The organism is Treponema sp. R6D11, from assembly GCF_054786075.1.
Map to the genome: position 1 here is coordinate 1 of NZ_BDHD01001129.1, position 381 is coordinate 381.

The 381-nt window shown below is 44.1% G+C and carries 1 protein-coding gene; it reads right to left on the reverse strand.

Going from position 1 to position 381, the window contains the following annotated elements; translation table 11 throughout:
* On the reverse strand, positions 1-330 hold a 330-nt coding region (locus tag ACYVTD_RS17785), incomplete at its 3' end, for an RsmD family RNA methyltransferase (protein ID WP_461248946.1).
* Positions 331-381 lie beyond the last annotated feature (51 nt).

Here is a 381-nt window from a genome sequence, read left to right on the forward strand (position 1 = left end):
GTTAAAAGGGGTTTTTGCCCGTTTTACATAGAGTTCCGCAGGCATAAAACGGCAATTTATACGGCAGGGTGAAATTGACACGTTTTCAAGCAGGGTTTTTCGCTTTTGTTTATCCTGTTCTACGGCTTCAATATATGACGCTCCACGGGAAGCGGCTTCCAGCGCAATAATGCCCGATCCTGTAAAAATATCAAGAAAGGAAAGCCCTGTTATATCCCCAAGACAGGCAAAAACAGACTCGCGCATTCTATCCATTGCGGGTCTTATTTCAAAAGTTCCCTGCGGAACGGAAATTTTTCTACCGCCAAGGCTTCCGCCCGTAATTCTCATTTTACTTTAAATGCTTCCAAGAAGACCGTTTAATTCGGCGTTGCTTACAAC